Source organism: Tsukamurella paurometabola DSM 20162, assembly GCF_000092225.1.
GTDB classification, from domain to species: Bacteria; Actinomycetota; Actinomycetes; order Mycobacteriales; family Mycobacteriaceae; genus Tsukamurella; species Tsukamurella paurometabola.
In genome coordinates this window covers 2467819-2485400 of sequence record NC_014158.1, presented here as the reverse complement: position 1 = coordinate 2485400, position 17582 = coordinate 2467819, and the positions used below count along the sequence as shown (strand labels likewise).

Below are 17582 nucleotides of genomic sequence, written 5' to 3'. Positions count from 1 at the left end.
TTCCAAGTCAGCGAGACGCCGACCAGGACGGGGCCGAAAAGCCCAGGTCAGACGGTAGATCGAAGACCCGGCACGATGCACGAGCCGGCCTCGGATTTGACTCCGAGACCGACTCTGATCTAAGCTGGAACGGTTGCTCCAGAGAGGCCCGCCTTGACAGGCGAGTTACAACGGAGTAACTTTGAACAAGTGCCTGCGAAGGTGCGGGCCAGACCCGGAGGGTGTGGCCGGCCGCGTTGGGCGTGTTCTTTGAGAACTCAACAGTGTGTCGATGAATTGTCAGTGCCAATTTTTGGCACGCACAATAACAATTTTTGTTGTTTTGTGTTGTGGCTTTTCTCGTTTATTTCTTTGCGAGATATTTTTTTGAAGACATTGATTTTTGTCAGTGTTTTCGTTTTGTTCAGGATTTCCTGGATTACGCTGAAACATTTTGTGTTTCTAGTGTTTTTTATGGAGAGTTTGATCCTGGCTCAGGACGAACGCTGGCGGCGTGCTTAACACATGCAAGTCGAACGGTAAGGCCCTTTCGGGGGTACACGAGTGGCGAACGGGTGAGTAACACGTGGGTGACCTGCCCTGTACTTTGGGATAAGCCTGGGAAACTGGGTCTAATACCGGATATGACCTTCTCCTGCATGGGGGTTGGTGGAAAGCTTTTGCGGTACAGGATGGGCCCGCGGCCTATCAGCTTGTTGGTGGGGTAATGGCCTACCAAGGCGACGACGGGTAGCCGGCCTGAGAGGGCGACCGGCCACACTGGGACTGAGACACGGCCCAGACTCCTACGGGAGGCAGCAGTGGGGAATATTGCACAATGGGCGCAAGCCTGATGCAGCGACGCCGCGTGAGGGATGACGGCCTTCGGGTTGTAAACCTCTTTCAGTAGGGACGAAGCGCAAGTGACGGTACCTACAGAAGAAGCACCGGCCAACTACGTGCCAGCAGCCGCGGTAATACGTAGGGTGCAAGCGTTGTCCGGAATTACTGGGCGTAAAGAGCTCGTAGGCGGTTTGTCACGTCGTCTGTGAAAACCCGAGGCTTAACCTCGGGCCTGCAGGCGATACGGGCAGACTTGAGTACTGTAGGGGAGACTGGAATTCCTGGTGTAGCGGTGGAATGCGCAGATATCAGGAGGAACACCGGTGGCGAAGGCGGGTCTCTGGGCAGTAACTGACGCTGAGGAGCGAAAGCGTGGGTAGCGAACAGGATTAGATACCCTGGTAGTCCACGCCGTAAACGGTGGGTACTAGGTGTGGGTTTCCTTCCACGGGATCCGTGCCGTAGCTAACGCATTAAGTACCCCGCCTGGGGAGTACGGCCGCAAGGCTAAAACTCAAAGGAATTGACGGGGGCCCGCACAAGCGGCGGAGCATGTGGATTAATTCGATGCAACGCGAAGAACCTTACCTGGGTTTGACATATAGAGGATCGCCGCAGAGATGTGGTTTGCCTTGTGCCTTCTATACAGGTGGTGCATGGCTGTCGTCAGCTCGTGTCGTGAGATGTTGGGTTAAGTCCCGCAACGAGCGCAACCCTTGTCTCATGTTGCCAGCACGTAATGGTGGGGACTCGTGAGAGACTGCCGGGGTCAACTCGGAGGAAGGTGGGGATGACGTCAAGTCATCATGCCCCTTATGTCCAGGGCTTCACACATGCTACAATGGCGCGTACAGAGGGCTGCGATACCGTGAGGTGGAGCGAATCCCTTAAAGCGCGTCTCAGTTCGGATTGGGGTCTGCAACTCGACCCCATGAAGTCGGAGTCGCTAGTAATCGCAGATCAGCAACGCTGCGGTGAATACGTTCCCGGGCCTTGTACACACCGCCCGTCACGTCATGAAAGTCGGTAACACCCGAAGCCGGTGGCCTAACCCTTGTGGAGGGAGCTGTCGAAGGTGGGATTGGCGATTGGGACGAAGTCGTAACAAGGTAGCCGTACCGGAAGGTGCGGCTGGATCACCTCCTTTCTAAGGAGCATTTAGTGCCGTTTGTCAGCCCGAGTGTGGCTGCGCGGTCGCTCATTATGGGTGGAACACTGACTTTCTTGGGCTCTTTTCTCCTGCTGTGTGTGGGGGTTCGGGGTTCATCGATACACTGTTGGGTGTCTGAGAGGGCACGTTCTTCTCTTGCTGCTTCATGTCTGTGCCTGCGGTTGTGGGTGTCGGTGGGGTGGTGTGTGTTGTTTGAGAATTGTATAGTGGACGCGAGCATCAACTTCTGTTCCAGTTTTCTGGTTCAGTGGTTTTTGTTTCTGTAATTTTACATGTTTCTGTGTAAGCATTTTGTTTGTGTTTTTTTGGCGCTTATGTCATGAGAATGCATTGAGCATGCGTTGTTGTGTGTTTGGTGTGTGTTTTGTGTGTTGTAAGTGTCTAAGGGCGCACGGTGGATGCCTTGGCGCAAGGAGCCGATGAAGGACGTGGGAGGCTGCGATATGCCTCGGGGAGCTGTCAACCGAGCTGTGATCCGAGGATTTCCGAATGGGGAAACCCAGCACCAGTCATGTGGTGTTACCTGCCGCTGAATATATAGGCGGTGTGGAGGGAACGAGGGGAAGTGAAACATCTCAGTACCCTCAGGAAGAGAAAACAATAGTGATTCCGTGAGTAGTGGCGAGCGAAAGCGGATGAGGCTAAACCATGCACATGTGATACCGGGTAGGGGTTGTGTGTGTGGTGTTGTGGGGTTCATCGTTTCAGTTCTACCTGGCTGGACGACAGTAAGAAATCATCATGTTAGGTGAAGTGGCCTGGAATGGTCTGCCGGAGAGGGTGAGAGTCCTGTAACCGAAAACGTGGTGACTGTTGTGATGGATTCCCGAGTAGCAGCGGGCCCGTGAAATCCGCTGTGAATCTGCCGAGACCACTCGGTAAGCCTAAATACTACCTTGCGACCGATAGCGGACTAGTACCGTGAGGGAAAGGTGAAAAGTACCCCGGGAGGGGAGTGAAATAGTACCTGAAACCGTGTGCTTACAATCCGTCAGAGCCCTCGTTGTGGGGTGATGGCGTGCCTTTTGAAGAATGAGCCTGCGAGTCAGTGCTCGGTGGCGAGGTTAACCCGTTGTGGGGTAGCCGTAGCGAAAGCGAGTCCGAATAGGGCGTGTGAGTCGCCGGGTCTGGACCCGAAGCGGAGTGATCTACCCATGGCCAGGGTGAAGCAGCAGTAAGATGTTGTGGAGGCCCGAACCCACTTAGGTTGAAAACTGAGGGGATGAGCTGTGGGTAGGGGTGAAAGGCCAATCAAACTCCGTGATAGCTGGTTCTCCCCGAAATGCATTTAGGTGCAGCGTCACGTGTTTCTTGCCGGAGGTAGAGCTACTGGATGGCCGATGGGCCCTCACAGGTTACTGACGTCAGCCAAACTCCGAATGCCGGTAAGTGAGAACGTGGCAGTGAGACTGCGGGGGATAAGCTTCGTAGTCGAGAGGGAAACAGCCCAGATCGCCGGCTAAGGCCCCTAAGCGTGTACTAAGTGGAAAAGGATGTCCGGTCGCGAAGACAACCAGGAGGTTGGCTTAGAAGCAGCCACCCTTGAAAGAGTGCGTAATAGCTCACTGGTCTAGTGGCTGGGCGCCGACAATGTAGCGGGGCTCAAGTACACCGCCGAAGCCGCGGCACTCACAGTTTTGACTGTGGGTGGGTAGGGGAGCGTCGTGCAGCCGTAGAAGCAGCAGGGTGACCTAGTTGTGGAGGCTGCGCGAGTGAGAATGCAGGCATGAGTAGCGAATGACAAGTGAGAAACTTGTCCTCCGGATGACCAAGGGTTCCTGGGCTAGGTTAATCCTCCCAGGGTGAGTCGGGACCTAAGGCGAGGCCGACAGGCGTAGTCGATGGACAACGGGTTGATATTCCCGTACCCGTGTCAGATCGCCCCTGATGAATCAGTTGTACTAACCGTCCTGAAGCACCTTGATCACCTTCGGGTGACGGTGGTGTGGATGCACGGGACCTCGGCTGGTAGTAGTCAAGCGATGGGGTGACGCAGGAAGGTAGTGGGGCCAGTCAGTGGTTGTACTGGTGTAAGCCTGTAGGGCGAGATCTAGGCAAATCCGGATCTCATGATGCCTGAGAGGTGATGCGTAGCCGTTGCGGCGAATTCCATGATCCTATGCTGCCGAGAAAAGCCTCTAGCGAGATCTGATGTGGCCCGTACCCCAAACCAACACAGGTGGTCAGGTAGAGAATACCAAGGAGATCGAGAGAACTGTGGTTAAGGAACTCGGCAAAATGCCCCCGTAACTTCGGGAGAAGGGGGACCTCGTCTGGTGATGATCTTTACGGTCGGAGCTGGGTGGGGTCGCAGAGACCAGAGAGAAGCGACTGTTTACTAAAAACACAGGTCCATGCGAAGTCGTAAGACGATGTATATGGACTGACGCCTGCCCGGTGCTGGAAGGTTAAGAGGACCGGTTAGCCGTAAGGCGAAGCTGAGAATTTAAGCCCCAGTAAACGGCGGTGGTAACTATAACCATCCTAAGGTAGCGAAATTCCTTGTCGGGTAAGTTCCGACCTGCACGAATGGCGTAACGACTTCTCTGCTGTCTCAACCACAGACTCGGCGAAATTGCAGTACGAGTAAAGATGCTCGTTACGCGCGGCAGGACGAAAAGACCCCGGGACCTTCACTATAGCTTGGTATTGGTGTTCGGTTCGGTTTGTGTAGGATAGGTGGGAGACTGTGAAGCGGGCACGCCAGTGTTCGTGGAGTCGTTGTTGAAATACCACTCTGATCGTATTGGATACCTTAACCTCGGACCATGATCTGGTTCAGGGACAGTGCCTGGTGGGTAGTTTAACTGGGGCGGTTGCCTCCCAAAATGTAACGGAGGCGCCCAAAGGTTCCCTCAGCCTGGTTGGCAATCAGGTGTTGAGTGCAAGTGCACAAGGGAGCTTGACTGTGAGACTGACAGGTCGAGCAGGGACGAAAGTCGGGACTAGTGATCCGGCACCGGCAAGTGGAAGCGGTGTCGCTCAACGGATAAAAGGTACCCCGGGGATAACAGGCTGATCTTCCCCAAGAGTCCATATCGACGGGATGGTTTGGCACCTCGATGTCGGCTCGTCGCATCCTGGGGCTGGAGTAGGTCCCAAGGGTTGGGCTGTTCGCCCATTAAAGCGGCACGCGAGCTGGGTTTAGAACGTCGTGAGACAGTTCGGTCTCTATCCGCCGCGCGCGTTAGAAACTTGAGGAAGGCTGTCCCTAGTACGAGAGGACCGGGACGGACGAACCTCTGGTGTGCCAGTTGTTCCACCAGGAGCACGGCTGGTTGGCTACGTTCGGAAGGGATAACCGCTGAAAGCATCTAAGCGGGAAGCCTGTTCCAAGATTAGGTTTCTCACCACCTTGAGTGGGTAAGACCCCCTACAGACTATGGGGTTGATAGGCCAGAACTGGAAGCGCAGTAATGCGTGCAGGTGACTGGTACTAATCGGTCGAGGACTTACCACACACATAACATTCGCCAAAACGAACACGTGTGTGCTAACAAGAGCATGTAACAATGAAAGAAACCAAGCCGCAGGGTTTGGTTCGCGTCCACTATGCAATGTCTGAGACAACACATGTGTTGTTTCGCAGTGTTACGGCGGCCATAGCGGAGGGGAAACGCCCGGCTCCATTCCGAACCCGGAAGCTAAGCCCTCCAGCGCCGATGGTACTGCACTCGTGAGGGTGTGGGAGAGTAGGACACCGCCGGACTAAAATTAGATACAGGATGAAAGCCCTTGGGGATCGTGTCGAGCACATCGTGCTCCACACCCCAGGGGCTTTCGCCGTTGGAAGTACAGTAATGGGGATGAGTCGCCGGGACGGCGGCGGGAAGCGGGTGGAACGTGGCAGCTGAGTCGGGTCGCGACGGCGAGGAGCGCCGGCAGCGCGCAGGATTCGTCAATCCTGCCGACCGCGGACGAGGCGGCGATGCGTCACGGCGCGACCAGCCCCGGTCCACGGGAAGCCGTCCGGCGAGTGAGCGGTCCGGTGCCGACCGGGCGGGCGGGTTCCGTGGGCGCGATGACAACCGAGGTGGGCCGCGCGGCTCGGATAACCGTCGCGACGGGGATCGCCGTGGCGGACCCCGTCGCGACGATGGTCGCAGCGGCGGTACCCGTGGCCGGGACGACCATCGATCCGGAGGTGGCTACAAGGGCCGCGATGATCGACGCTCCGGAGGCGGTTACCAGGGCCGGGATGATCATCGGTCCGGCGGCGGATCCCGTGGCCGCGATGATCGTCGGGACGGCGGGCGCCGGGGAGACGGCCCCGGTGGAGATCGCCGTGACTTCCGCTCGGGCGACAACCGAGGCGGTCCGAGCAGCCGGAACGGCTCGCGTCCTCACAAGGCCAGCAACCGCGGAGGCCCGTTCACGCCGCGCGATGACCGGCGCACGGACACCCGGCCGCGTACCAAGCCCGGCGAACCGTCGATCCCCAACGACGTCGATCCGAAAGAGCTCGACGGTGCCATCCGCCGCGACCTGTTGAGCCTCGACAAGAACAACGCCGAGATCGTCTCGGGGCACCTGGTACAGGCCGGGCGGCTCCTCGACTCCGATCCCGCGGCGGCACTGGAACATGCCCGTGCTGCCCGGGAGCGCGCCGGCCGCATCGCCGCCGTCCGGGAGGCGTGCGGTATCGCCGCGTACATGAATGGCGAATGGGCCGAGGCGCTGAGCGAATTGCGGGCCGCGAAGCGGATGGGCGGCGCGATCAATCTGCTGCCGATGATCGCCGACAGCGAACGCGGTCTCGGTCGCCCGGAGAAGGCCATCGAGACCGCTCGCGGCGACGAGGCGGCCAAGCTCACCGGCGATGACCGGACCGAGCTGCGGATCGTCGAGGCCGGCGCCCGGATGGATCTCGGCGAGTTCGACAAGGCCGTGGTGACGCTCCAAGCCGAGGATCTCGATCCCGCACGTCGCGGCTTTCATCCCGCGCGCCTGTTCTACGCCTACGCCGAGGCGCTGCTTGCGGCGGACCGTCGGGCCGATGCCCTGACGTGGTTCCTGAACGCGGCCGCCGCCGACGAGGAGGAGTTCACCGACGCCGAGGATCGCGTCGCCGAGCTCTCCGCCGAACAGTGACCACCACTCTCGTCGCAGGCTACGACCTGCTGCTCGTGGATCTCGATGGCACCGTCTACGCCGGTCCCGTCGCCATCCCCGGTGCCGCGGACGCGTTGACGGGCCTGCCCGTCACCTACGTGACCAACAACGCGAGCCGAGCACCGTCGGATGTGGCGCACCATCTGCGGGACCTCGGCTTCGCCGCGCCTGACGATTCGGTCGTCACCAGCGCGCAGGCCGGCGCCCGGCTGCTCGCCACGCTCGTCCCTCCCGCGACGCCCACCCTCGTGGTGGGCGCGCCCGCACTCCGTACCGAGGTGATCGAGCGGGGCCTCGTCCCCGTCGAGACCGCCGAGGAGGCGCGCGCCGTCGTCCAGGGACACAACCCGGAGACCGGCTGGGCGCGACTGTCCGAGGCTGCGCTCGCCATTCGCGCTGGAGCCACCTGGGTCGCGACCAATACCGATGCCACACTGCCCACCGAGCGCGGCCTCATGGTCGGTAACGGCTCGATGGTGGCAGCGGTGGCGCACGCCACCGGCGCCGTGCCGCGGGTCGCGGGCAAACCCGGCACTCCGATTCTCGCCGACGCCGTTGCCGCGGCGGGCGCCACATCGCCACTGGTGGTGGGGGATCGGCTCGATACCGATATCGAGGGCGGCAACGCGCTCGGTGTCGACACCTACTTGGTGCTCACCGGTGTCAACGATGTCGCGGATGTGATCGCCGCGCCCGACGCCCACCAGCCCACCTACATCGCCGACACTCTCGCCGGGCTGCACGCACCCGCCGCGCAATCGCTCCCGGGGCCGCGGCCGGGATGGTCCGCCGCAGTCGAGGGCGATCGGCTCGTCGTGACCGGAGCGGCCGACGCCGACGCCGCCGACGCGAAGTACGTGGCGGTCGCCGCGGCACGCGAGCTGCCTGCGGAGCGCCGGGCGAGCCTGGCGCTCGTCGTCCGCTAGCGTGGAACCGATGAATCCGGAACAGTACGGCGGCGCGTCCAGCGGCGCCAGTGACCCCACGGCGGTCCGTACCGCCGTGGAGGAGCTGATGCACCGGGTCGACGAGCTCGAAGCCGCACCCGTCGAAGACCTCGGCAGCGTTGCCGGTGTCGGTGAGCTCGCCCCCCTCGGCCGCCAGTCCGCGCTCTTCGAACAGGCGCATCAGCTGCTGGTCGACGCCCTGGACAGCGTGGAGCGAGCCTGACCATGGCCCGCAGAGTACGGCTCGACGCCGAGCTGGTCCGCCGCGGTATGGCGCGCTCTCGCGAGCAGGCCCGCGAGCTGATCGAGTCCGGTCGCGTCACCGTCAACAAGCAGGTGGCCCGCAAGGCCGCCAATCAGATCGACCCCGCCGACCCGGTCCATGTCACCGCTGTCGCCGGTGAGATCGACTGGGCCTCCCGCGGTGCCCACAAGCTGATCGGTGCGCTCGATGCGTTCCCCGACGTCACCGTCGCCGGACGACGATGCCTCGATGCGGGAGCGTCCACGGGCGGGTTCACCGACGTCCTGTTGCACCGCGGGGCCGAACGGGTGTACGCCGTCGACGTCGGCTACGGCGAACTGGTGTGGCGGCTGCGCGACGACGCCCGGGTCACCGTCATGGATCGCACCAACGTGCGCACACTGGAACCGGGAGCGCTGGACGGACCCGTCGACCTGGTGGTCGGCGATCTGTCCTTCATCTCGCTGAGCCTGGTGCTGCCCGCGATGGCGGCATGCACCGCCGTCGGGGCGGACCTGCTGCCGATGATCAAGCCGCAGTTCGAAGTCGGCAAGGGCAACGTCGGCTCCGGCGGTGTGGTCCGCGACCCGCAGCTGCGGGCGAGTGCCGTTCTCGCCGTCGCTCGAACGGCCGCCGACCACGGCCTGCGCACTCGCGGCGTCACCTACAGCCCGCTCCCGGGACCGTCGGGCAACGTCGAGTACTTTCTCTGGTTGCGCCGCGAAGACGGGCCGGTGACGCTCCCCGCGGACGTGGACGAGATGATCGCAACTGCAGTGGCGGAAGGGCCCCAATGAGCGACGAACGCACGTTCCTCGTAGTGGTGCACACGCTCCGCAAGGACGTGGACCGCACCGTCGACCAGATCCACGAGCGGTTGGACGCTGCGGGGGTGCGGATGAAGCTGGAGAGCGACGTCAGCGACGCGCCCGACGATGCGGCCTTCGGCTGCGAGGTCGTGGTGGTCCTCGGCGGTGACGGTGGCTTCCTCCGCGGCGCCGAACTGGCCCGGCGGGCCGATGTCCCGATCATCGGAATCAATCTCGGTCACGTCGGATTCCTTGCCGAGAGTGAGGTCGACACCGTCGGTTCGACGATCGATGATCTGGTCGCACGGCGCTACACCGTGCATCCCCGGATGACCCTCGATGTCGATATCCACGACGGCACCGACCTGGTCGCACAGGGCTGGGCGCTCAACGAGGTCTCCGTCGAGAACCGCTCCCGGCAAGGTCTGCTCGAGCTCGTCACCGAGGTCGACGACCGCCCGGTATCTCGATTCGCTTGCGACGGAGTACTCGTCGCGACGCCGACCGGCTCGACCGCCTATGCCTTCTCGGCCGGCGGCCCGGTGATGTGGCCCGACCTGGAGGCCCTACTCATCGTCCCCAGCAACGCCCACGCACTGTTCGCGCGCCCCATGGTGACCAGCCCGCGATCGGTGATCGCGATCGAGGTGGAGGGCAGCCGGCACGAGGCGATCGCCTTCTGCGACGGCCGCCGCACCCTCGAACTGCCCGAACGTGGGCGCATCGAGATCCGGCGTGGTGCCGAGCCGGTGCGGTTCATCAAGCTCGGCGCGGCGCCGTTCACCGACCGCCTGGTGCACAAATTCCAACTGCCCATCAGCGGCTGGCGCGGACGTCGCGACGGCGACGTCGGTACCGGAAGTGGGGGATAGCGCATGCTGGAAGAGATCCGGATCGATTCGCTCGGTGTGATCGAGCAGGCCGCCGCCGAATTCGCCGAGGGCCTGACCGTGCTCACGGGCGAGACAGGTGCGGGCAAGACCATGGTGGTCACCAGCCTGCACCTGCTCGCCGGTGCCCGTGCCGATCCCGGCCGGATTCGCGCCGGGGCGGACAAGGCCGTCGTCGAGGGCCGCTTCTCGCTCGCCGGCGCCAGCTCCGCCGACCAGGTCCGGGAGGTGGTCGACGGTGCCGGAGGCGATCTCGACGACGACGCCGTGATCGCCGTGCGCAGTGTGGCCGCGGATGGCCGTTCACGCGCCTACCTCGGCGGGCGCAGCGTCCCCGTCGGCACGCTCGGTGAGTTCGCCGGGCCCCTGCTCACCGTGCACGGCCAGAACGACCAACTTCGACTACTGCGACCCGAGCGGCAGCGCGACCTGCTCGACGCCTTCGCCGGAGCTCCCGCCCTCAAGGCCCTCGCGACGTACCAGGCCGTCCGCGACGAATGGCTCGCCGCCCGCGCCGAATTGGCCGACCGGACCACCCGCTCGCGCGAGCTCGTGCTGGAACAGGATCATCTGACGTCTGCGCTCGCTGAGATCGACGGCCTCGAACCGCTTCCCGGCGAGGACGTCGAGACGATCGCCAAGATCAAGCGGCTCTCCGACCTGGATTCGTTGCGGGAGGCGGCCGATACCTCGTACGCCGCGCTCACCGGCGCAAGCTACGGCGCCGACGGTGAGGGGGTGGGCTCGGTGCTCGATCTCCTCGGCACCGTGCGGGCCGCACTGGCGGGGTCCGACGATGCCGCGCTGCGCGGACTCTCCGAACGGGTCGACGAGGCCGCGACGGTCGCCGGCGACATCGCCACCGAATTGAGCTCCTACCTTGCGGATCTCCCGAGCGATCCATCCGAGTTGGAGTCGCTTCTGCTGCGCCAGTCCGAACTCAAAACGCTCACCCGCAAATACGCGCCCGATATCGACGGGGTGATCGCGTGGGCCGACGACGCCCGCGAGCGGTTGGCTGGAATCGACACGTCCGCTGAGGGGCTCGCCGCCCTACAGGGCAGGGTCACCGAGCTGGAAACCGCGCTCATCGGGGCTGCGGCGGCGCTCACCGCCGCCCGCGTCAAAGCCGCCGGCACACTGGGGAAGAAGGTCACCGGGGAGCTCCGCAAGCTCGCGATGGGTGGCGCGTCGATCACCGTCGACGTCGCGCCGGACCTCGACGAATCCGGGATCGTCGTCGACGGTGTCGCCCGTCGCGCCGGGGCGCACGGCACCGATGCGGTCGAGTTCCGGCTCGTCGCGCACGACGGCGCCAACCCGCTGCCGATCGGCAAATCCGCATCGGGCGGCGAGCTCTCGCGTGTCATGCTCGCATTGGAGGTGGTCCTCGCCGCCACCGAACAGGGCCTGACGATGGTGTTCGACGAGGTGGATGCCGGTGTCGGCGGTAAGGCCGCCGTCGAGATCGGGCGCAGGCTGGCGGCGTTGGCACAGCGGCACCAGGTGATCGTGGTGACCCATCTACCGCAGGTCGCCGCCTTCGCCGATACCCATCTCACTGTGGGCAAGCAGACCGCGAAGAAGTCGGTGACCTCCACGCTGACCGCGCTCAGTCGCGAGGAACGGATCGCCGAACTGGCCCGGATGCTCGCCGGCCTCGGTGATTCCGACACCGGCCGGGCACACGCCGAGGAGCTGCTGGAGGCCGCCGAGAGCGACAAGGTCGCGCAGACCGGTTCGCACAAGGGCGAGTAGCGGGGAGGGCGTATCGACTCAGCGGACACCCCTACGTCAGGCGGTGGGAACGGCTGCGATCGCGACCTCGCTGGCGACCAACGACCGGTCGTCGGCGGTCCACGCGTAAACGTCGAGGACCGTGTCGGTCAGCTTGATGACGTGTTCGTCGCCGTGGTGAACGGCTCGGTCGATCAGGTCGTCGGGGGACGCGGCGGTGGAGCCCGACGGACGTGCCTCGTCCGGTGCGTACGCGGCGAAGACGGCGGCTGCGGCCGACCATCCGGCGGCAGCGGTCGGGGCGTGAAGCTCGGGCGGTAGCGCCGCCAGCGCGCGCCGCAGGGCGTTCGGTGCGGTCGCGGCGTGAACGAGCATCACCGGGTTGCCGTGCGCATGGGTGGAGTACCGCAGGACCGCCGCGGTGACGACCGCGCGTAACAGGCCGTCGGCGTCGTCCCCCGGGGCGAGGGCGCGTTGCGCCTGCGGCCACCCGTCGAGTTCGTCGAGCTGCGCCAATCGAGTACCGATACCGCCTTCGGGATGCGGGACTCCGGGGATCGCCGCGAGCGCATCGGTTGCCGGAAGGGTTCCCGCAGGCGCGGTCGAGCGTGGCACCGGCTGCCAACGCGTCGCCCAATAGCTCAGCGCGAGCGCCAGTTCCGCGATCCGCTCTGACGATTCACCCCAGGTCAGGAGTGCGTCCGCGGCGTGGCCCACACGGATCGCCCCGTGGGTCGCTCCCGCGGCGACGCCCGGGAGCAGCCGAGGCCACCAGTGCGCGAGGACGTCCTGCCACGCTGCCTGATGGAAGGCATCGCGGAAGCTGGTGATCCACGCGCCGAGCGCGGTGGGGTCGCCGAGGTCGTCCGGCCAGCGCGCGGGCTGCGCCGCCGCAGCAGGCGCCTCGTCGAGTCTGAGCACGTATCCGTCGAGCCACCTCGCGACCGAGGTGCCGCGGCCGCGTCGCACCAGCGACTCCACAACCATCGGGCCGTGATTGCTGAGCCAGCCCTCGAATTCCGGACCGGTGCGGTGCAGTCGGGCGTACGCCTCGTCGAGTTCTTCGTATGCGGTCATGGGCTCATGCGATCACGTCAATCGCGCTTGAGGTCAAGGGCTCCGCTCGCGCGGGGACGCCGGCTCCCGGCGGGGAGCGGGGCGCGGGAGCCAGTGCGGCGCAAGTTGCTCAAAGTTTCAGGTGTTGTCGGCGCGCCTCACGTGATTCATGTGACTGGCGGGGCAGTATGGCAGCCATGAAGCTCACTGGTCTGCTGTCCCGGAACACGTCGAACCTGCCCGGCGTCGTGGGCACCGCGCGGGTCGACAAGGACACCACTCGACTCCTGCGCCGCATCGGCCCCGGCGACATCGTGGTGTGCGACGAGCTCGATCTCGACCGCACCACCGCCGATCTCATGGTCGAGGCGGGCGTCGCCGCCGTGGTGAACGCCTCGCCGTTCATCTCCGGCCGCTATCCCAACCTCGGCCCCGAGGTGCTGGCCGCCGCCGGCATCGAACTCGTCGACGACGCCGGCAAGGAAGTCTTCTCCCGCATCAAGGACGGCGCCAAGGTGCGTGTCCACGAGGGTGTCGTCTACGCCGGCGAGCGTGAGCTCGCCGAGGGCGAGGAACTCACCGATAGTGACGTGACCTCGCGGATGCTCGCCGCCCGCTCCGGTGTCGTCGATCACCTGGAAGCCTTCGCGGGGAACACCGTCGAGTTCATCCGCGTCGAGTCGCCGCTCCTCATCGACGGCGTCGGCATCCCGGACGTCGAGGTCAACCTCAATGACCGGCACGTCCTGGTCGTGGCCGACGGCCCCGACCACGTTGAGGATCTCAAGCGTCTCAAGCCCTTCATCAAGGAGTACGCCCCCGTCCTCATCGGTGTGAACCGCGGCGCCGACGCCCTGGTCAAGGCCGGCTACCGTCCGGATCTCATCGTCGGCGATCCGGAGATGATCACCACCAACACGCTCCGCTCCGGCGCCCAGGTCGTTCTCCCTGCCGCACCCGACGGTCACGCCCCCGGGCTCGAGCGCATCCAGGACCTCGGTATCGGCGCCATGACCTTCCCCGCATCGGGATCGGCCGCCGATCTCGCGCTGATCATCGCCGATCATCACGGCGCCTCGCTGATCGTCTCGGTGGGCCATTCCGCCTCGCTGGAGGAGTTCTTCGACGCCGGTCGTCGTGAGTCGAACCCGTCGACCTTCCTCACCCGGGTCAAGGTGGGTACCAAGCTGGTCGACGGCAAGGCCGTCTCCACGCTGTACCGCAGCCGCGGGCACGGCGGCGCGGTCGCGCTCTTCATCCTGGCCGCGCTGGTCGCCGTGGTCGCCGCGGTGCTGGTCTCCAACCAGGGCACCGACGTGGTGCAGTGGATCATCGACCAGTGGAACCACTTCGCGCTCTGGGTCCAGGGCAAGTTCCGGGCACTGTAAGTGCCCGGCCGGTCGCGCCGCCTCCGCTCGCCGGGTGCACGCCGGCCCGCGCTGTTCTGGGCGGCGATACTGCTCGCACTCGCCGTCGGCATCGCCCTCGGCGGGGGAGTGCTGTCTCGGTTCACCGCCGACGGTGACGTTCGGGACCTACGCACCCAGGTGCAGGACTTGGAGCGGCGTAACGAAGCCCTCGACGCCCGCACTCGCGCCGGCGACGCCTTCGCCGATGCCGCCGCGCCGGGCACGCTGGGCCGCTCGCTGACCGGGTTCCCCGTGCTCCTGGTGGTTGCGCCCGGCGCTGACGGCGGCGACATCAGTCAGATCTCGCGCCGGGTCACACAGGGCGGCGGCACCGTCGCCGGTACCGTGCGCCTGACCGAGGCCCTCTACGCCGACGACCAGTCGGAGCGGCTGCGCGGCACCGTCGACAACGCGGCTCCCGTCGGCGTCACCCTCGACGCAGGCCAGGTCGACCCTCGCGCCCGCGCCGGCGACCTGATCGGTTCGATCCTGCTCGGCAAGGGTTCGGCACCCGCCGTTTCCCAGGGCGGCACTGATGCGCTCGTCACACTGCGCCAAGCCGGATACCTCGCCTTCGACGGCCCGACGGTGCCCAGCGCCCGCGCCGCGATCGTGGTCACCGGCGGGGCCGTGCCCGGTGAGCACGCCGGGCAGGGGCAGGGAATCGGCCGGCTCGCGGCCGGACTTTCCCGGCACGGCGACGGATCCGTGCTGGTCGGGCGCACCGGCTCGGCCACCGGATCCGGACCGATCGTCGTGGTCCGCCAGGACCAGGATCTCTCGGCGCGGCTCGCCACCGTCGACGATGCCGACACCACCGTCGGACAGGTGTCGACCGCCTTGGCGCTGATCCAGGCGACGCGCGGAGAAGTACGCGCGTACGGTACCGGCGTCCGCTGACGACAGTGATACTCTGGAGTCCCGTAAATGAAGCAGGTTTATCCGCTCGAATACGGGAGTCTCGTTGCCTTCTCCTCGGCCCCACGCTCGTGTAGCCACCAAGCACATCTTCGTCTCCGGGGGCGTCGCGTCCTCCCTGGGTAAGGGCCTCACGGCCTCCAGCCTCGGACAGCTCCTCACCGCGCGCGGCCTGCGCGTGACGATGCAGAAGCTCGATCCGTACCTCAACGTGGACCCGGGCACCATGAACCCGTTCCAGCACGGCGAGGTCTTCGTCACCGAGGACGGCGCCGAGACCGACCTCGACGTCGGCCACTACGAGCGGTTCCTCGACCGCGACCTGTCCGGGCGCGCCAACGTGACCACGGGCCAGGTGTACTCCACGGTGATCGCCAAGGAGCGGCGCGGCGAGTACCTCGGCGACACCGTCCAGGTGATCCCGCACATCACCGACGAGATCAAGGCCCGCATCCTCGCGATGCAGGCGCCCGACGAGCAGGGCCACGCGCCCGACGTGGTGATCACCGAGATCGGCGGCACCGTCGGCGATATCGAGTCCCAGCCCTTCCTCGAGGCCGCACGACAGGTGCGCCACGATGTGGGCCGCGACAACGTCTTCTTCCTGCACGTCTCGCTGGTGCCGTACCTCGCGGCATCGGGTGAGCTCAAGACCAAGCCCACCCAGCACTCCGTCGCCGCGCTCCGCAGCATCGGCATCACGCCCGATGCACTCGTGCTGCGCTGCGACCGCGAAGTGCCCGAGGGGCAGCGCAACAAGATCGCGCTCATGTGCGACGTCGAGGTCGAGGGCGTCATCTCCTGCCCCGACGCCTCATCGATCTACGACGTGCCGAAGGTGCTGCACGGTAACCAACTCGACGCCTACGTGGTCCGCAAACTCGGACTGCCCTTCCGCGATGTCGACTGGAGCGTGTGGGGCGACCTGCTCAAGCGGGTCCACGAGCCGCGCGAGACGGTGCGGATCGCCCTGGTGGGCAAGTACATCGACCTGCCCGACGCCTACCTGTCGGTGACCGAGGCGCTGCGCGCCGGCGGCTTCGCGAATTGGGCCAAGGTGCAGATCACCTGGGTGCCCTCCGACGACTGCGAGACCGACGCCGGTGCCGCCGCCGCGCTGCGCGATATCGACGGCATCCTCATCCCCGGCGGATTCGGTATCCGCGGCATCGAGGGCAAGGTCGGCGCCATCCGGTACGCGCGCAAGCGCGGCCTGCCGCTGCTGGGACTGTGCCTCGGCCTGCAGTGCATCGTGATCGAGGCGGCCCGGTCCGCCGGTCTCGACGGCGCCAGTTCGGCCGAGTTCGAGCCCGATGCGAAGTACCCGGTGATCTCGACCATGGCCGATCAGGAGCAGGCCGTCGCGGGCGAGGCCGACCTGGGCGGCACCATGCGCCTCGGCGCGTATCCGGCGGTGCTGGAGCGCGGGTCGATCATCGCGGGTGCCTACGGTGCGACCGAGGTGTCCGAGCGGCACCGTCACCGGTTCGAGGTGAACAACGCCTACCGCGACACGATCGCCGAATCCGGTCTGAAATTCTCCGGCGTCTCGCCCGACGGGCACCTCGTCGAGTTCGTGGAGTACCCGAAGGAGGTGCACCCGTTCCTCGTCGGAACCCAGGCGCACCCCGAGCTCAAGTCGCGGCCCACCCGGCCCCACCCGCTGTTCGCCGCGTTCATCGCCGCCGCGCTGAAGTACAAGGCCGAGGAGGAGCTCCCGGTGGACGTACACGGCGCTCCCGCGGCGAAGGCCGAAGGCGAACTCGCCGACGAGGACACCGTCGATGCCTGATCAGCTGCACGATTTCGAGGCCGTCTCCACCGAGAAGGTCTATGAGGGACCGATCTTCGCCGTTCGCCGCGACGAGGTGACCATGCCGGGCGGCGGCACCGCCGTGCGCGACGTGGTCGAGCACGACGGTGCCGTCGCGGTGGTCGCGATGAACGACGACGGCGCGATCGCCATGGTCAACCAGTACCGGCACCCGATGGGGCGCCGCCTGCTGGAGATCCCGGCGGGCCTGCTCGACCACTCCGGTGAGGAGGAGCCCGTCGCCGCCGCGCAGCGCGAGCTGGCGGAGGAGACCGCGCTCGGAGCCCGGGAGTGGCACGTGCTGGTCGATCTGGCACCGTCACCGGGGTTCACCGACGAGATGGTGCGCGTGTACCTCGCGACCGACCTGCGCTACTGCGAGATGGCGGAGCAGGAGGACGAGGAGCTCGATATGACCGTCGAGTGGATTCCGATGCCGGATGCGGTGCGCATGGTGCTCTCGGGTGAGATCGTGAATTCCACCTCGGTCAGCGCGATCCTCGCCGCCACCATGGTGACCGACGACGACACCCCGCTGCGCTGCGCCGACGCCCCCTGGCCGGGCCGCCCGACCGCGCTCGCCGCGCGTAAGGGCCGCCCGGTGGAAGCGGGGCAGTAGGACCGTGGCGGTCGGCGCGCGGGTGACCACGGGCG

11 protein-coding genes and 3 rRNA genes are annotated in these 17582 nt (G+C 65.3%); 13 read left to right on the top strand and 1 reads right to left on the bottom strand.

Annotation, left to right across the window (positions count from 1 at the left end; all coding sequences use genetic code 11):
* Window positions 1-450: 450 nt before the first annotated feature.
* The 9 genes from TPAU_RS11955 (at window position 451) to recN (ending at window position 11753) form a co-directional block, all read left to right on the top strand.
* A 16S ribosomal RNA gene (locus tag TPAU_RS11955) occupies window positions 451-1969 on the top strand.
* A gap of 395 nt (window positions 1970-2364) precedes the next feature.
* A 23S ribosomal RNA gene (locus tag TPAU_RS11950) occupies window positions 2365-5453 on the top strand.
* A gap of 132 nt (window positions 5454-5585) precedes the next feature.
* Window positions 5586-5702: ribosomal RNA gene (rrf, locus tag TPAU_RS11945) — 5S ribosomal RNA — on the top strand.
* The 16S, 23S and 5S rRNA genes sit together here, the layout of an rRNA operon.
* 134 nt (window positions 5703-5836) lie before the next feature.
* Window positions 5837-7084 carry a hypothetical protein gene (locus TPAU_RS23525; RefSeq protein ID WP_083773837.1) on the top strand — a complete coding sequence of 416 codons (1248 nt, stop codon included), beginning with the start codon at window positions 5837-5839 and terminating at the stop codon, window positions 7082-7084.
* Window positions 7081-8031 carry an HAD hydrolase-like protein gene (locus TPAU_RS23520; protein ID WP_013127013.1) on the top strand — a complete coding sequence of 317 codons (951 nt, stop codon included), beginning with the start codon at window positions 7081-7083 and terminating at the stop codon, window positions 8029-8031. Before TPAU_RS23525 ends, TPAU_RS23520 begins: the two co-directional genes overlap by 4 nt.
* Window positions 8032-8041: 10 nt before the next feature.
* Complete coding sequence (locus TPAU_RS11930) at window positions 8042-8275, top strand: hypothetical protein (RefSeq protein ID WP_013127012.1); 234 nt, start codon at window positions 8042-8044, stop codon at window positions 8273-8275.
* A gap of 2 nt (window positions 8276-8277) precedes the next feature.
* The gene (locus tag TPAU_RS11925) at window positions 8278-9093 is read left to right on the top strand and encodes a TlyA family RNA methyltransferase (RefSeq protein WP_013127011.1); all 816 of its coding nucleotides are present in this window, start codon (window positions 8278-8280) and stop codon (window positions 9091-9093) included.
* Window positions 9090-9977 carry an NAD kinase gene (locus TPAU_RS11920; RefSeq protein ID WP_013127010.1) on the top strand — a complete coding sequence of 296 codons (888 nt, stop codon included), beginning with the start codon at window positions 9090-9092 and terminating at the stop codon, window positions 9975-9977. The genes TPAU_RS11925 and TPAU_RS11920 overlap by 4 nt, the downstream gene beginning before the upstream one ends.
* A gap of 3 nt (window positions 9978-9980) precedes the next feature.
* Window positions 9981-11753 carry a DNA repair protein RecN gene (gene recN, locus TPAU_RS11915; protein ID WP_013127009.1) on the top strand — a complete coding sequence of 591 codons (1773 nt, stop codon included), beginning with the start codon at window positions 9981-9983 and terminating at the stop codon, window positions 11751-11753.
* Window positions 11754-11789: 36 nt separating this feature from the next.
* Here the strand turns inward: recN and TPAU_RS11910 are convergent, their stop codons facing one another.
* Window positions 11790-12809 (bottom strand): questin oxidase family protein, encoded by a 1020-nt coding sequence (locus tag TPAU_RS11910; protein WP_013127008.1) that lies wholly within the window; start codon window positions 12807-12809, stop codon window positions 11790-11792.
* Between the two features lie 176 nt (window positions 12810-12985).
* Between TPAU_RS11910 and steA the strand changes: the two genes are divergently transcribed.
* The 4 genes from steA to TPAU_RS11890 all read left to right on the top strand — a co-directional run bounded on the left by steA (window position 12986) and on the right by TPAU_RS11890 (window position 17547).
* A complete protein-coding gene (steA, locus tag TPAU_RS11905) occupies window positions 12986-14176 on the top strand; it encodes a putative cytokinetic ring protein SteA (protein ID WP_041944401.1) in 1191 nt (396 codons plus the stop codon).
* Entirely contained in the window at window positions 14177-15097 is a 921-nt protein-coding gene (locus tag TPAU_RS11900; RefSeq protein ID WP_013127006.1) for a copper transporter, read from the top strand.
* Between the two features lie 64 nt (window positions 15098-15161).
* Window positions 15162-16907, top strand: a complete 1746-nt coding sequence (locus TPAU_RS11895) for a CTP synthase (protein WP_013127005.1) — start codon at window positions 15162-15164, stop codon at window positions 16905-16907.
* On the top strand, window positions 16900-17547 hold the full coding sequence (locus TPAU_RS11890) for an NUDIX domain-containing protein (RefSeq protein ID WP_013127004.1): 648 nt from the start codon (window positions 16900-16902) through the stop codon (window positions 17545-17547). The genes TPAU_RS11895 and TPAU_RS11890 overlap by 8 nt, the downstream gene beginning before the upstream one ends.
* Window positions 17548-17582: the final 35 nt, after the last annotated feature.

Excerpts from the sequence above, each read along its gene's own strand:
- TPAU_RS11925 (WP_013127011.1), top strand. The coding sequence starts at position 8,278 with ATGGCCCGCAGAGTACGGCTCGACGCCGAGCTGGTCCGCCGCGGTATG.
- TPAU_RS11890 (WP_013127004.1), top strand. The coding sequence starts at position 16,900 with ATGCCTGATCAGCTGCACGATTTCGAGGCCGTCTCCACCGAGAAGGTC.
- TPAU_RS11920 (WP_013127010.1), top strand. The coding sequence starts at position 9,090 with ATGAGCGACGAACGCACGTTCCTCGTAGTGGTGCACACGCTCCGCAAG.
- recN (WP_013127009.1), top strand. The coding sequence starts at position 9,981 with ATGCTGGAAGAGATCCGGATCGATTCGCTCGGTGTGATCGAGCAGGCC.
- TPAU_RS11930 (WP_013127012.1), top strand. The coding sequence starts at position 8,042 with ATGAATCCGGAACAGTACGGCGGCGCGTCCAGCGGCGCCAGTGACCCC.
- TPAU_RS11910 (WP_013127008.1), bottom strand. The coding sequence starts at position 12,809 with ATGACCGCATACGAAGAACTCGACGAGGCGTACGCCCGACTGCACCGC.
- steA (WP_041944401.1), top strand. The coding sequence starts at position 12,986 with ATGAAGCTCACTGGTCTGCTGTCCCGGAACACGTCGAACCTGCCCGGC.